Here is a 14,338-nt window from a genome sequence, read left to right as displayed (position 1 = left end):
GCCCCCGCCCGGCCCGGTGACGGGGCGGCCCCGTGACCACCGAGCCGGCCGACCGTCCCCCGGACCGGGTCGGCCTGCGCGGGACGCCGACGGGCGTCGTCGTGTTGACCGTCGCGGTCGCGTTCACCGGTCTGCTGGCCGCCGTGCTCGGCCTCGGCGTCCCGTCGCACCTTCCGGTGGACCAGCCGCTGCCCGGCCCGGCCCGGTTCGGTATCGCCACCGTCGCGTTCGCGGTGGCCCAGCTCGCCCGGCTGCGCTTCCGTACCGCGTCGGGCATGGTGAGCATCACCTGGGGCGAGGCCGCGCTGGTGGTCTGCCTCTGGCTGGTGCCGGCCGGCTGGCTCCCGGCCGCGGCCCTGCTCGGGGCGGGCGCCGCCTGGACCGTCATGTCGGTGGTCTCGGACCGTCGACCGGCCCTGGAGCTGGCGGGGATCGCGGGCTCGCTCACCGCCGCCACCGCGCTGGCAGCGGCCGTCGCGACCGCCCTCGGCCCGCCGCTGCTCGCCGCGCCCACCCCGGAGCTGGCGCTCACGCTCACCGCCGCCGCGGTGACGTACCTGCTCACCACCGCCTTCCTGGGCGCCGTGGCGCTCGCGCTGCGGCACGGCATCCCGATGGGGCCGCCGCTGTTCGCCGCGCTGCGCGGCAAGCTGCTCATGTTCGTCGGCAACGTGGCGGTCGGCCTGGTGGTGGTCGCGCTGCTCGAACTCGACGCGCGCTGGCTGCTGCTCCTGCCGCCGCCGCTCTGGCTGCTCCAGCAGACCTACCGGCACCGGCTGCGGGCCGACCAGGAGCGGCGGACCTGGCGGGCGTTCGCCGAGGCCACCGCCGCGCTCAACCAGCTCGACGAGCGGGGCGTGGCGACCGCCGCGGTGACCGGCGCGCTCACCCTGTTCGGCGCCGAGCTGGTCGAGGTCGACGTGGCCCGGGGAGAGGGGCGCTGGCGCCGGTACCGGGCCGATCGTGGCGGGCAGGTCCGCGACCGGGAGGTGGAACCCGTCGGGTGCGCCGGGGTTGCCGAGCACGAGTTGGTGCGGAAACTCGTCGTGGGCCCCGCCGAGGTGGGCCGGCTGCGGGTGCGGTTCGCCCGGTCCGCCCCGCCGAGCGCCCGGGAACGCGACGGCGTGGCGGCCTTCGGGGACGCGCTCGCCGCCGCCCTGCACGACGCCGCCACCCACCGGGAGCTGCGACTGGTCACCGCCCGCTCGTCGTACGACGCGGTGCACGACCAGCTCACCGGCCTGCTGAACCGGGCGGCGCTGCTCACCAAGGGGGACCAGGCGTTGCGGCAGCGCCCGCACGACCACCCGGTGGCCCTGCTGCTGCTCGACGTGAACCAGTTCAAGGAGGTAAACGACACGCTCGGGCATTCGGCCGGCGACCAGTTGCTGCGGCTCACCTCCAACCGGCTCGCCGCGCTGACCCGGCCCGGCGACCTGCTCGGGCGCCTCGGCGGCGACGAGTTCGCCCTGCTGCTGACCTCGGTGCCGCTGGTCGAGGACCGCGCGGCCCCGCTGGCGTACGCGCTGCGCCAGGCCCGGGAGGTCGCCGAACGTCTCGCCGCCCCGACCGAGGTGGCCGGGGTGCGGATGTCCGTCGAGGTGGCGGTGGGCGTGGTGGTGGCCGACGCGGGGACGGCCGACCTGACCGAGCTGCTGCGCCGCGCCGACATCGCCATGTACCAGGCGAAGGAGGGCGGCGGCAGCGTCGCCGCGTACGACAGCTCCCGCGACGCGGCGAGCACCGACCACCTGGCGTTGCTCGCGGAGATGCGGGAGGCGCTGGCCGCCGACGACCAGCTGGTGCTGGCGTTGCAGCCGGCGGTGGACCTGGCCACCGGCGCGCCGACCGGCGTGGAGGCGCTGATCCGGTGGCGGCACCCGCGCCGGGGCTGGCTCGGCCCGGCCGACTTCATCCGCCCGGTGGAGAACAGCGAGCAGCTCGGCAGCTTCACCCGTTACGTGCTGGACAAGGCGCTGGCCGTGGCGTCCGGGTGGGCACGGGAAGGGCTGGACGTCCCCATCTCGGTGAACCTGTCGGCGCGCAGCCTGCTCGACCCGCGGCTGCCCGCCGAGATCGACGAGGCGCTGCGCCGCCACCAGGTGCCGCCGCACCGGCTGGTCCTGGAGATCACCGAGACGGTGGTGATGAGCGAGCTGGAGGTCATCGACGAGGTGCTCACCACGCTGCGCGCCATGGGTGTGCAGCTCGCCGTGGACGACTTCGGCACCGGCTTCTCCTCGCTGACGTTCCTCACCCGGATCGCCGTGGACGAGCTGAAGGTGGACCGGTCGTTCGTGCTCCGGATGGCCGACTCACCCGAGGCGGCGGCGATCGTCCGGACCACCGTCGGGCTGGCCCACGAGCTGGGGCTGCGGGTCGTGGCCGAGGGCGTCGAGACCGCCGAGCAGCGCATCGCGCTGGCTGAGCTGGGCTGCACCGCGGCGCAGGGCTACCACTTCTTCAAGCCGATGCCCGCCGACAAGATCGCCGCGGTGCTCGGCTCGCTGCGCGACGGGGCCCGGGGCAACGTCTTCCCGCTGCGCGCCGACGGTGCTTCCTGAACCCTGCCGCGCCCACGGCGTCGGACGGCGATGGTGGATAGGGTCGGGTGGTGAACCGACTCGCCGAGGCCACGTCGCCCTATCTGCTCCAGCACGCCGACAACCCGGTCGACTGGTGGCCCTGGTGCGACGAGGCGTTCGCCGAGGCGAAGCGGCGCGACGTGCCGGTGCTCATCTCGGTCGGCTACGCGGCGTGCCACTGGTGTCACGTGATGGCCCACGAGTCGTTCGAGAACGAGGCAGTGGCCCGGCTGATGAACGACGACTTCGTCTGCGTGAAGGTCGACCGGGAGGAGCGCCCCGACGTCGACGCGGTCTACATGACCGCCACCCAGGCGATGACCGGGCAGGGCGGCTGGCCGATGACCGTCTTCGCCGCGCCGGACGGCACCCCGTTCTTCTGCGGCACGTACTTCCCGCGCGCCAACTTCATCCGCCTGCTCGGCTCGGTCGCCGCCGCCTGGCGCGACCAGCGTGAGGCGGTGCTGCGCCAGGGCGCCGCCGTGGTCGAGGCGATCGGCGGCGCGCAGGCCGTCGGCGGCGTGACCGCCCCGCTCACCGCCGACCTGCTCGACGCCGCCGCGAGCCAGCTCGCCCGGGAGTACGACGAGACGAACGGCGGTTTCGGCGGCGCGCCGAAGTTCCCGCCGCACATGAACCTGCTCTTCCTGCTCCGGCACCACCAGCGCACCGGCTCGGCCCGCAGCCTGGAGATCGTCCGGCACACCTGCGAGGCGATGGCCCGCGGCGGCCTCAACGACCAGCTCGCCGGCGGTTTCGCCCGCTACTCGGTGGACGGCCACTGGACCGTGCCGCACTTCGAGAAGATGCTCTACGACAACGCGCTGCTGCTGCGCGTCTACACCCAGCTCTGGCGGCTCACCGGCGACCGGCTGGCCCGCCGGGTGGCCCGGGACACCGCCCGGTTCCTCGCCGACGAGCTGCACCGCGCCGGTGAGGGTTTCGCCTCGGCGCTGGACGCGGACACCGAGGGCGTCGAAGGGCTCACCTACGTCTGGACCCCCGACCAGCTCGCCGAGGTGCTGGGGGAGGACGACGGCCGGTTCGCCGCCGACCTGTTCGAGGTCACCGCCGAGGGCACGTTCGAGCACGGCAGCAGCGTGCTGCGGCTGGCCCGGGACGTCGACGACGCCGACCCGGCGGTGCGGGCCCGCTGGCAGGACGTGGTGGGCCGGCTGCTCGCCGCCCGGGACACCCGGCCCCAACCGGCCCGTGACGACAAGGTGGTGGCCGCCTGGAACGGGCTCGCGATCACCGCCATCGCCGAGTTCCAGCAGGTCGCCGCGCTGCTCGTGTCGCCGGACGACGAGGACGCGAACCTGATGGACGGCGTGCTGATCGTCTCCGACGGCGCGATGCGGGACGCCGCCGAGCACCTGGCCGCGGTGCACCTGGTGGACGGCCGGCTGCGCCGGGTCTCCCGGGACAAGGCGGTCGGTGAGCCGGCCGGTGTGCTGGAGGACTACGGCTGCGTCGCCGAGGCGTTCTGCGCGATGCACCAGCTCACCGGCGAAGGGCGGTGGCTGAGCCTGGCCGGCGAGCTGCTCGACGTGGCACTGGCCCGGTTCGCCGGTCCGGACGGCGCCTTCTACGACACCGCCGACGACGCCGAGCGCCTGGTCACCCGGCCCGCCGACCCGACAGACAACGCGACACCGTCCGGCCGCTCGGCGATCGTCGCGGCGCTCGTGGCGTACGCGGCGCTGACCGGGGAGACCCGCTACCGGGAGGCGGCCGAGCAGACGCTGACGACGGTCGCGCCGATCGTCGACCGGCACGCCCGGTTCACCGGGTACGCGGCCACCGTCGGCGAGGCGCTGCTGTCCGGGCCGTACGAGATCGCGGTGGCGACCGGCGACCCTGAGGGCGACCCGCTGGTGGCCGCTGCCCGGCGGCACGCCCCGCCCGGCGCGGTGGTGGTGGCCGGCGCCCCGGACCAGCCCGGCGTGCCGCTGCTGGCCGGGCGGCCGTTCGTCGACGGGCGGCCCGCAGCGTACGTCTGCCGGGGCTTCGTCTGCCAGCGGCCGGTGACCACCGTCGAGGAGCTGGTCGCGCAGCTCGGCTGAGCGGAGTGGGCCGGGCCGCCCTCACGGTCCGGCCCGGCACCGGCCCTTATAGGCTGGCGGCGCTATGGACTCCCGTACCGGTCTCCCCGTCGTGGGCATGGTGGGTGGCGGCCAGCTGGCCCGGATGACCCACCAGGCCGCCATCGCCCTCGGCCAGTCGCTGCGCGTGCTGGCGCTCGCCCCGGACGACGGCGCGGCGCTGGTCGCCGCCGACGTCCAGTACGGCGACCACACCGACCTGGCCGCGTTGCGCACGTTCGCCAAGGGCTGCGACGTGGTCACCTTCGACCACGAGCACGTGCCGAACGAGCACATCCGCGCCCTGACCGACGAGGGCGTGAAGCTGTTCCCGCCGGCCGAGGCGCTGGTGCACGCGCAGGACAAGCGGGTGATGCGGGAACGGCTCGGCGAGCTGGGCGCGCCGAACCCGGCCTGGCGTCCGGTGGAGTCCCCGGCCGACCTGATCGCCTTCGGCGAGGAGACCGGCTGGCCGGTGGTGCTCAAGGCCGCCCGGGGCGGCTACGACGGGCGGGGCGTCTGGATGGTCGACGACGCGGCCCAGGCCGCCGAGCTGGCCGCCACGCTGCTCGCCGGTGGCACGCCGCTGCTGGTCGAGGAGCGGGTGGCCCTGCGCCGGGAGCTGGCCGTGCAGGTGGCCCGCTCGCCGTTCGGGCAGGTCGCCGCGTACCCGGTGGTGGAGACCGTGCAGCGCGACGGCATCTGCGTCGAGGTGCTGGCGCCCGCGCCCGACCTGCCCGAGGAGCAGGCCGTCGCCGCGCAGCAGCTCGCCATCGACCTGGCCACCGCGCTCGGCGTGGTCGGCCTGCTCGCGGTGGAGCTGTTCGACACGCCGACCGGGCTTGTCGTCAACGAGCTGGCCATGCGGCCGCACAACTCCGGGCACTGGACCATCGAGGGGGCCCGGACCTCGCAGTTCGAGCAGCACCTGCGGGCGGTCCTCGACTACCCGATGGGGGACACCTCGCTCACCGCGCCGGTCGTGGTGATGGCGAACGTGCTCGGCGGCGAGCCGGGCGGCATCTCCATCGACGAGCGGCTGCATCACCTGTTCGCCGCCGAGCCCGGGGCCAAGGTCCACCTGTACGGCAAGCAGGTCCGCCCGGGCCGCAAGATCGGGCACGTCACGGTGATCGGCAGCGACCTGGACGACGTACGGGCCCGGGCCGCGCGTGCCGCCCGCTGGCTCCAGGAGGGGCAGTCATGAGCACCGTCGGGCTGATCATGGGCAGCGACTCGGACTGGCCGGTCATGCGGGCCGCAGCCGAGGCGCTGGACGAGTTCGGCGTGCCGTACGAGGTCGGCGTGGTCTCGGCGCACCGCACCCCGGGCAAGATGATCGAGTACGGCCGTGCCGCCGCCGGCCGCGGCATCCAGGTGATCATCGCGGGCGCGGGCGGAGCGGCTCACCTGCCCGGCATGGTCGCCTCGGTCACCCCGCTGCCGGTGATCGGCGTGCCGGTGCCGCTGAAGTACCTGGACGGGATGGACTCGCTGCTGTCCATCGTGCAGATGCCGGCCGGCGTGCCGGTCGCCACCGTCTCGATCGGCAACGCCCGCAACGCCGGCCTGCTGGCGGTACGCATTCTCGGCGCCGCCGACTCGGTGCTGCGCGACAAGATGGCCGCCTACCAGGCGAGCCTGGAGGATCTGGTCGCCGAGAAGGAAGCGGCGCTGCGCGCTTCCCTGGCCTGACCGTTCGTCACTCCGCGTGCTCGGCTGCGGCTCACCGCATGCCGCGCAGCGCTGTCTGCAGGCGCTCCTGGGCGCGGCGGCGACGCTCGTTGCTCGCGCCGAGCACCAGCAGCACGATGCCGACCGGGATCAGCACCAGCCACGGGCCGAGGCTGAACAACGCGTGCACCGCCGCGATCGCGGTCACCGTCGCGCCCACGATCACCGGCGCCTGCTGCCGGCTGGTCGAGCCGAAGATGAGCACCGCGACGGCCCCGAGCAGCAGCAGCACCTGACGCAGCATGCTGGAGTCGGTGGCGATCACGATCGCCAGCGTCGGCAGGAACGCGGTGACCAGCGCCGGGCCGTACGCCACCCAGCTCGACAGGTCGGGCCGGTGGCGCAGTTGCAGCACCCCGACCAGCAGCGCGAGCGCCGCGAACGGCAGCGTGTACGCCTCCGGCAGCGCCACGTCAGCCACCCGCATCAGGATCCACCAGGCGCTGATCTCGCAGGCCACTACTGCCCAGAACAGCAGGTTGCGCTCCATCGGCCGCCGCCCCGGACGGGTGGCCGCCACCCCGAGGACCGCACCCCAGGCGGCCAGCAGCGCGGCGATGTGCCGGGGCGAGTCGTACGCCAGGGCCAGTGCGATGAGCGCCGCCCCGAAGCCGCTCCACTCGACGGTCGCCGCCTCCCGGTACGCCTCGGGGCGGCGCAGCCGGGGCAGCGTGGCGGCGAAGACCTGCAACGCCGCGCCGACAGCGAGCACCCCGAAGGCGGACCAGACCGCGGCGAGCCCGGACTTCAGGCCGACGGTGAGCACGAAGAGCTGGGCCATCAGCGAGCCGAACAGCCAGCCCAGGATGCGGGCGCGCTGGGTGGTGCCGAACAGCGCGGCGACGGTGCCCACGCCGACCGCGCCACCGAGCGTGAAAACGGTCAGGTCGCTGGTGGCGAGGCTGCCGGCGAGCCCGGCGCCACCGGCGGCCAGCCCGAGGGCGAAGACCAGCACCCGGGCCACCCGGATCGACCGGCCCGGCTCGGCCAGCGCCGGCGGCGGGGTCAGCGCCAGACCGAGCATCGAGATGGTGAACACCGCCAGCGCGGCCAGCGCGGTCACCGGCCAGCCCCGGCCGAGCGCCACCGGCGTGATCAGCAGCGTGATCGCCGCCCCGGGCAGGATCACCGGCACCGCACGGGACCGCCGGCCGCCGCTGAACCCGGTGGCGGCGAGCGCCGCGGTCACTGTGAGCAGCAGCGCGGTGAGCACGTGGGTGGGATTCACCGCGTTCGCCGGCGGGGTCAGCAGCTCCGGTGGCGGCCCCTGCCACACCCGGCTCAGCACCGCGAACGGCGAGAACAACGCCACGACCAGCGCGGGCGCCAGCGTGGCCAGCGCCAGCGCGGTGGGCAGCGCCGCGGCGGCGAGCGCGCCGGCGGCCGGGCTGACCCGCCAGCGCAGCACCGGATCGTCCGGGTCACGGCGCATCGACCCGTTCAGCAGGACGGTCCAGCGGCGTACCGGCCGGGCCGAGCCGACAGGCGGGACGGTGGCCGCTCGTACCAGTTCGGCGAGGACGCCGAGCAGCGCGGCGGCGGCGGCGAACACGCCCGCCGGCAGGCCGACCGCGAGCGCGGCGGCAGCGGTGACGGTGGCCGCCCCGACCACCGCCACGCTGGCGAACGGCAGGTACTGGGGCACCAGCCGGCGTACGGCCGCGATCGCGGCCAGGCCGATGCTGGCGGCGGCCAGCGCGGCGGTCAGGACCACCTGAGGCGGATGGCCGAACGCGGCGGCCAGGGCGGCCACCGCGCCGGGCAGGGCGAGCACTGCGGCGCCCGCGCCGGCGCCGCCCACCTGCACCAGGTGCGGCGGCATGCCCTCGGTGCGTACGTCCTCCACGAGCGACGGCGCGAGCGTGCGGGCCAGGGCGGCCACCGTCGCCCCGATCAGCGCGATGCTGCCGAGCGCCAGCGCTGTGGTTCCCGGCCGGACCAGCCCCGCCCCGGCCGCGTGCAGCGCCACCACACCGGCCACCGTGGCCCGGGACAGCGAGGCCCGGGGATCGACAGCTGCCACGGCCGCCATGCCGTAGACAGTGGCCACCATGGCGCCGACCAGCACCGGGGACCACCAGGGCAACTCGAACGCGGCGGGCGCGCCCACCGTGGCGAGCACGACGGCCAGGCCCGACACGTCGTACTTCCACGGCGCCGGCAGCAGGACGGCGGCGGTCACCGCGAGCAGCACCAGCGCGACCGGGGCCTGCCAGGTCGACCCGCCCGTCGGCGCGGCCGGCCACCCGCTCAGGTCCCCGGCCCAGATCGGGCCGGGGGTGGCCAGCACGCCGAGCCCGCCGCGCAGCGCGCTCCAGGCGGCGATCAGGCCGAGGAGCAGGCCACCGGCGGCGATGCCGAGGATCGGTCCGCGCCGCCACTCCTCCGGCAGCGCGCGGGCGGCCACCGCCACCAGCAGCACCAGCGCGGAGGCCACCACGAGCTGACCGCCGGGGGCGAGCACCGCGGCGATCCGGGCCAGCGTGGCGACGAGCGCCACGGTGGTGGCTGCCAGGGCCAGGTCGGACCCGTCCAGCGACATGTCGGCGCGGCGTCCCGCGTCGATGCGCGGGGCGAGCGCCAGCAGGGCGGCGGCGACCATGAGCAGACTGCCCACCCAGGCGTCCGCCGAGGTCGCGCCCGGCGCCCCGAACGCGGCGGCGGCGACGGCCACCGCGCCGAGCACGGTGCCGAGCGCGTGCGGCATGCTCAGGTGCCGCTGCGCCACCTGCACCAGGGCGGCGTAGCCGAGCGTGACGCAGACGGCGAGGAAGCTCGCCGCGAGGATCGGAACGGTGACCTCGCGCAGGTTCGCCGGAGTGGCGATCGGTGGGGTCGGCGCGGTGGCGGCGACGAACGCGGCGACGGCGCCCGGCAGGGCGAACGCCGCCCCGCCGGCCGCCCAGGCGCAGACGGTGTCGGTCGCGGCGGCGGCCAGCCGGACCCGTGGGGCGAGGGAGACCAGCGCCCCGGCCAGGAAGAGCAGCGTCAGCGCCGCGGCGGTCAGCGCCGGCCGGGCGAGCGCGGCGCCGGCGCCGATCAGACCCAGCCCGGCCGCGGTGACCGCGTGCGTCACCGCGGCGCGTTCGGTGCCGGCGCTCAGCCCGAGCACCCCGACGGCGACCGCTGTGAGCAGCATCGGCCAGCAGGCCGCTGCCCACCCCAGGCCCAACGACGCGGGTACGGCAAGCGCGGTGAGCGCCGCGCCGACCACCGCGAACTCGCGCCGGATCTCGGGCGGCAGCGCGATCACCGCGGCGACGGTCAGCAGCAGCGCGCTGGCGGCGAGCTGCCAGCCGGTCGGGCCGACCGCCCGGGCCAGCTCGGCGTGCCACCCGCTCAGGTCCGCCGACCAGGCCGGCAACGCGGCCCGGACCGGCGCCAGCCCGGCGCGCAGCGCGCCACCGGCGACCACCAGGCCGCTCACAGTGAGCGCCACCGCCGACGCGATCTGCGGACCCCGCCGGGCCGCCTCCGGTACGGCCCGGACGGCGATCCCGGTCAGCGCGATGACCGCGGAGATCAGCAGCAGGGACCGGCCCGGCAGGGCCACCGAGGCGACCCGGCCGAGCGCGCCGATCACCGCGAGCGTGAGGATGCCGGCGCCGACGTCGGGCAGCGGCGGCCGGCGCAGCACGAGCGTTCCGGCCAGCGCGACCAGGGCGGCGAGCAGCAGCGTCGTACCCGCGGCGGCGGCCGGCGGGACGGTGGTGGCGCGCAGCAGGCCGGTGACCGCGTACGCCAGCGCGACAGCGACCGCCACACCGTGCAGCAGCCAGGTCAGCTCGGACAGCCACGGCACCGGCCGGGCGGTGGCGGCAGGCTCCGGAGGAGTCTCACCGCCGAGCACCTCGCCGGCCTCCTCCGGCGCCGACTCGGGCCGGTCGTCGTCGGCGCGCTGCCGGGGCGCGACGGGTGAGGGCGGCTCGGTCGCGGGCAGGTCACGCCGGACCGGCCGCTCGCGTACCACCGCCGAGCGGACGAGCGCGAGGTCGAGCACGGCCACCACTGTCAGTACCAGCGCCCAGCCGACCGGCCCGGTGATCCGCTCGTACGCCAGCAGCGGCAGCACCGGCTGGGCGGCCAGCACGGTGGCGAAGCGTGGGGCGCGCAGACCGGTCCCGTACGCGTAACCCAGGGCGACGAGCGTGGTGACCAGGAAGATCGATCCGGCGAACGCGGCGCCCGAGGAGCCGCCGCCGATCCGGTCGACGGCCCAGAGCGCGTACCCGGCCAGCGGCACCAGCAGCAACCCGACCGCGGCGATGGTCTCGGCGGTGGAGGTCAGCCCGCGCCGGGCCAGGACCGGCGGGGCGAGGAGCATCACCGCTGTCGCCACCAGCAGTACGCCGAGACGCGCCAGCGCGTCCATCGAGCTGGTGGCGACCGCCGCGAAGACCACCGCGGCCACGCCGAGCAGGAGGGCGCCCAGCCCCAGCGGGATGTTCTGCACCTCCCGCGAGGACGCCTCGGGCGGGTGCTCCGGGTCGTCCGCGTCCAGCCAGCGCGGGCGACCGCGCGGCGGCGACGGGGGCAGGTCCTCCGGAGGGCCGGGCGGCGGCGTGCCCTGGCGGGGCACCCGGGGCGGGGCGCCGGTGGCGGCGGTGGGCGGCCGGCGGCCGGGGCGGCGGCGCAGCACCCGGCGCGGCCGGGTGGCCTGCCGCATGCGTTCCTCACCGGCGTGCGCGAGGATGTCCCGCTGGAAGAGGGCGGCCTGCATCTTGGCGGCGATCTGCCGCTGTTCCCGGGCGATCTCGGCGTCGCGGGCCTTCATCTCGGCGATGGACCGTTCGATGCCGGCCAGGTGCTCGGCCCACTGCGGCTGATGCGCGCCGCAGTTCGGGCAGACCACGGCGGGCTTGATGTCCTGCCCGCACGAGGGGCACCTGAAGCTCTCCACGACAGTCTCCCGTCCGCCCGTGCCCTCGCACTGTGGACCTCCCAGAGGCAGCATGCCTTGAGCGGGCCGGGATTTCGACAGTTGCAGGCGCGTTCCGGACAACAAAAAGGACCGGCCCGGTCGGGGAGGGTGTCCCCGGCGGGCCGGTCCGGCCGGTCAGCGGGTCAGGGGCGGCCCATGCCGCGGTATTCCCACCCGGCCTGCGTCCACAGTGTCGAGTCGAGGCAGTTGCGCCCGTCGACCACCTTGCGGCCGTTGGCCAGCTCGCCCAGGGCGACCGGGTCGGCGTTGCGGAACTCGGCCCACTCGGTGAGCACGCAGACCAGGTCGGCGCCGCGGACGGCGTCGTTCATGGTCTCCTCGTACGTCAGCTCGGGCACCGCGCGGCGCGCGTTCTCGATCCCCTGCGGGTCGAACACGTGCACGTCGGCGCCGGCCTTGCCGAGCAGCGCGGCGACCGCGAGCGCCGGCGCGTCGCGTACGTCGTCGGTGTTGGGTTTGAACGTGGCGCCGAGGACCGCGACGCGGGTGCCGGAGAGGTCCGGCCCGGCCGGGCCGGAGCGGCGGCCGAGCAGCTCGGCGGCGAGCTGCACCACGCGGCTGCGCCGGCGCAGGTTGATCAGGTCGACCTCGTGCAGGAAGCGCAGCGCCTCACCGGCGCCCAGCTCCTGCGCGCGGGCCTGGAAGGCGCGGATGTCCTTGGGCAGGCACGCGCCGCCGAAGCCGAGGCCGGCCTGGAGGAAGCGGTTGCCGATGCGCGGGTCGTAGCCGATCGAGCGGGCCAGCTGGGTGACGTCGCCGCCGGCCGCCTCGCAGACCTCGGCCATCGCGTTGATGAAGGAGATCTTGGTGGCGAGGAACGCGTTCGCGGCGACCTTGACCAGCTCGGCGGTGGCGAAGTCGGTGACCACGAGCGGGACCTCGCGGTCCTCGGTGGCGGCGAGGTCGAAGACGCCCTTGTGCGCGGCGTAGAGCATGCCGTTGGCCCACTCGCTCTTGACGCCGACCACGATCCGGTTCGGACGCAGCACGTCGTCGACGGCGAAGCCCTCCTGGAGGAACTCGGGGCTCCACGCCACCTCGACGCCGAGGTCGGCCGGGCTGTGCTTGCCGACGAGCTGCTCCACCCACTCGGCGGTGCCCACCGGCACGGTGGACTTGCCGACGATCAGCGCCTTGCGGGTCAGGTGCTGGGCCAGGCTGGTCACGGACGCCTCGACGTACGACAGGTCGGCGCCCATGCCGTCGGCCCGCTGCGGGGTGCCGACGCAGATGAAGTGGACGTCGCCGAAGTCGGCGGTCTCCTTGATGTCCGTGCTGAACCGCAGCCGCCCGGCGGCCAGGTTGCGCCGCAGCAGCTCGTCGAGGCCGGGCTCGTGGATCGGCACCTCGCCGGCGTTCAGCTTGGCGATCTTGTCCGCGTCGACGTCGAAGCCGAGCACCTCGTAGCCCAGCTCGGCGTAGCAGATGGCGTAGGTCGCACCGAGGTAGCCGGTGCCGAGGAACGTCACCCGGGGACGGGCGGCGCCGGACGGCGGGGTCACCGCGGCGATGGCGGGCATCGGCTGGGTGTTCGGGTACGGAATCGTCACGCCTGTCTTCTCCGCTCGCACTGGCGGCGCTTCCACGCGTCGCATTCTGCTGGGGGCGCCTGGGCCGGGCACCGAGGGAACTGAATTTCTGCTGTGAGGGTAGTGGGGCCGGGCGGGCGACGCTCGGGCGCGAGCCTACCCGCCGGTAAGGTCCGACAGGGGCCGGTGGCTATCCTTCAGTTTGCGGCAGTCGTCGGCCCCCGGGCGGTACAGACTGCGCATGATAGCGGTGAAAGGGGAGGGCCGACATGGCCGCAGAGCAGTCGTTCGACGTCTACCGGTTGCCGGAGGAGCACGAGGCGATCCGGGAGGCGGTCCGTGAGGTCTGTGCGGCCAAGGTGGCACCGCATGCCGCTGAGGCCGACGAGACAGGTGAGTTCCCCAAGGCGTCCTACGAGGCGCTGCGGTCCGCCGACTTCCACGCCCCGCACATCCCCGTCGAGTACGGCGGCGCCGGCGCGGACGCCCTGGCCACGGCCATCGTGATCGAGGAGGTGGCGCGGGCCTGCGCCTCGTCCTCGCTGATCCCGGCGGTGAACAAGCTGGGCACCATGCCGCTGCTGCTGGCCGGCTCCGAGGAGCTGAAGCGCAAGTACCTGACCCCGGTCGCGGCCGGTGAGGGCATGTTCTCCTACTGCCTCTCCGAGCCGGAGGCGGGCTCCGACGCCGCCGCGATGACCACCAAGGCGGTACGCGACGGCGACCACTGGGTGCTCAACGGCGTGAAGCGGTGGATCACCAACGCGGGCGTCTCCGAGTACTACACCGTCTTCGCCGTGACCGATCCCACAGCCCGCTCGAAGGGCATCTCCGCCTTCGTCGTGGAGAAGTCCGACCCGGGCGTCAGCTTCGGTGCCCCGGAGAAGAAGCTCGGCATCAAGGGCTCGCCGACCCGTGAGGTCTACTTCGACAACGTACGGATCCCGGCCGACCGCATGATCGGCGCCGAGGGCACCGGCTTCGCCACCGCCATGAAGACGCTGGACCACACCCGGGTCACCATCGCCGCCCAGGCCGTCGGTATCGCCCAGGGCGCGCTGGACTACGCCAAGGGCTACGTCCAGGAGCGCAAGCAGTTCGGCAAGCCGGTCGCCGACTTCCAGGGCATCCAGTTCATGCTCGCCGACATGGGCATGAAGCTGGAGGCGGCGCGGCAGCTCACGTACGCGGCCGCCGGCAAGTCCGAGCGCGGCGACGCGGACCTGACGTACTTCGGCGCGGCCGCGAAGTGCTTCGCGTCGGACGCCGCCATGGGGATCACCACGGACGCGGTCCAGCTGCTCGGCGGCTACGGCTACACCCGCGACTACCCGGTCGAGCGGATGATGCGGGACGCCAAGATCACCCAGATCTACGAGGGCACCAACCAGGTGCAGCGCATCGTCATGGCCCGTCAGCTGCTCAAGGGCTGACCGGAGGCGTTCGGGCGGGCGGGCCGGTTTG

7 protein-coding genes are annotated in these 14,338 nt (G+C 74.9%); 5 read left to right on the top strand and 2 right to left on the bottom strand.

All coding sequences use genetic code 11. The annotated features are described in order from the left end of the window. Positions 1–74 precede the first annotated feature (74 nt). The 4 genes from AMK25_RS00540 (at position 75) to purE (ending at position 6,364) form a co-directional block, all read left to right on the top strand. Positions 75–2,564 carry a putative bifunctional diguanylate cyclase/phosphodiesterase gene (locus AMK25_RS00540; protein WP_073827010.1) on the top strand — a complete coding sequence of 830 codons (2,490 nt, stop codon included), beginning with the start codon at positions 75–77 and terminating at the stop codon, positions 2,562–2,564. A gap of 50 nt (positions 2,565–2,614) precedes the next feature. After that, positions 2,615–4,651 carry a thioredoxin domain-containing protein gene (locus AMK25_RS00535; RefSeq protein ID WP_073827009.1) on the top strand — a complete coding sequence of 679 codons (2,037 nt, stop codon included), beginning with the start codon at positions 2,615–2,617 and terminating at the stop codon, positions 4,649–4,651. A 64-nt stretch (positions 4,652–4,715) separates the two neighbouring features. Further along, positions 4,716–5,876, top strand: a complete 1,161-nt coding sequence (locus AMK25_RS00530) for a 5-(carboxyamino)imidazole ribonucleotide synthase (RefSeq protein ID WP_073824868.1) — start codon at positions 4,716–4,718, stop codon at positions 5,874–5,876. Next, positions 5,873–6,364 (top strand): 5-(carboxyamino)imidazole ribonucleotide mutase, encoded by a 492-nt coding sequence (purE, locus tag AMK25_RS00525; RefSeq protein WP_073824865.1) that lies wholly within the window; start codon positions 5,873–5,875, stop codon positions 6,362–6,364. The genes AMK25_RS00530 and purE overlap by 4 nt, the downstream gene beginning before the upstream one ends. Positions 6,365–6,395: 31 nt before the next feature. Here purE and AMK25_RS00520 read toward each other — a convergent pair whose 3' ends face one another. Both AMK25_RS00520 and AMK25_RS00515 read right to left on the bottom strand, forming a co-directional pair. Further along, the gene (locus AMK25_RS00520) at positions 6,396–11,303 is read right to left on the bottom strand and encodes an SCO7613 C-terminal domain-containing membrane protein (RefSeq protein ID WP_073824863.1); all 4,908 of its coding nucleotides are present in this window, start codon (positions 11,301–11,303) and stop codon (positions 6,396–6,398) included. A 164-nt stretch (positions 11,304–11,467) separates the two neighbouring features. Then, positions 11,468–12,895 (bottom strand): UDP-glucose dehydrogenase family protein, encoded by a 1,428-nt coding sequence (locus tag AMK25_RS00515; RefSeq protein WP_073824860.1) that lies wholly within the window; start codon positions 12,893–12,895, stop codon positions 11,468–11,470. Positions 12,896–13,143: 248 nt separating this feature from the next. Here AMK25_RS00515 and AMK25_RS00510 point away from each other — a divergent pair, with 248 nt between their 5' ends. Continuing rightward, a complete protein-coding gene (locus AMK25_RS00510; protein WP_073824856.1) occupies positions 13,144–14,307 on the top strand; it encodes an acyl-CoA dehydrogenase family protein in 1,164 nt (387 codons plus the stop codon). The last annotated feature ends 31 nt before the right edge of the window (positions 14,308–14,338 follow it).

The sequence above is a fragment of the Micromonospora sp. TSRI0369 genome, assembly GCF_001905625.1.
Taxonomy (GTDB): domain Bacteria; phylum Actinomycetota; class Actinomycetes; order Mycobacteriales; family Micromonosporaceae; genus Micromonospora; species Micromonospora echinospora_A.
Note: the sequence above shows the minus strand (reverse complement) of the source record. Positions and strands in the feature narration are given on the sequence as shown.